This window comes from Monashia sp. HAY1-5C (genome assembly GCF_056755255.1).
Genome location: NZ_JBPGXG010000882.1, coordinates 1 through 230, shown reverse-complemented (window position 1 = coordinate 230; position 230 = coordinate 1). Strand labels below are relative to the sequence as shown.

Below are 230 nucleotides of genomic sequence, written 5' to 3'. Positions count from 1 at the left end.
CGCCTGCCGCCACCCGCGCCCATCAGGACGTGCAGCTCGTCGATGAAGGTGATGACACGGCCCTCGGACTCGGTGATCTCCTTGAGGACGCTCTTCAGACGCTCCTCGAACTGCCCGCGGTACATCGCTCCGGCGACGAGCGCGGAGATGTCGAGGGTGATGAGCTCCTTGTTCTTCAGCGACTCGGCGACGTCGCCCGCGACGATGCGCTGCGCGAGACCCTCCACGAC

1 protein-coding gene is annotated in these 230 nt (G+C 66.5%); it reads right to left on the bottom strand.

Annotation, left to right across the window (positions count from 1 at the left end; all coding sequences use genetic code 11):
- On the bottom strand, nt 1–230 hold a 230-nt coding region (locus ACR9ZK_RS23840; protein WP_481344373.1), incomplete at both ends, for an AAA family ATPase.